This window comes from Citrobacter sp. Cpo142 (genome assembly GCF_030332425.1).
In the GTDB taxonomy this organism is placed as follows: Bacteria; Pseudomonadota; Gammaproteobacteria; order Enterobacterales; family Enterobacteriaceae; genus Citrobacter; species Citrobacter portucalensis.
The window spans coordinates 1-267 of the sequence record NZ_JAOWHW010000059.1 but is presented as its reverse complement, the minus strand read 5'-3'; the positions used below and the strand labels follow the sequence as shown (position 1 = coordinate 267).

Genomic DNA, 267 nt, shown 5'->3' with positions numbered 1-267 from the left:
CGCCATCAGGCAGACCTGAGACTGACAGGACAGATTAAACAGTTCTGGCTGGAATCGGGATGCGTCTATGGTTATCGCAAAATCCATCTGGATCTGCGGGACAGCGGGCAACAGTGCGGAGTGAACCGGGTCTGGCGACTGATGAAACGTGTCGGGATAAAGGCTCAGGTCGGATACCGGAGCCCGCGGGCACGTAAAGGCGAGGCCAGTATCGTGTCGCCCAACAGGCTCCAGCGACAGTTCAATCCGGATGCTCCGGATGAGCGT

At 58.1% G+C, this 267-nt stretch carries 1 protein-coding gene; it reads left to right on the top strand.

The window, feature by feature from the left end; translation table 11 throughout:
• Positions 1 to 267: IS3 family transposase (locus tag OGY18_RS02900; protein WP_286551662.1), on the top strand; the 267-nt coding region annotated here is incomplete at both ends.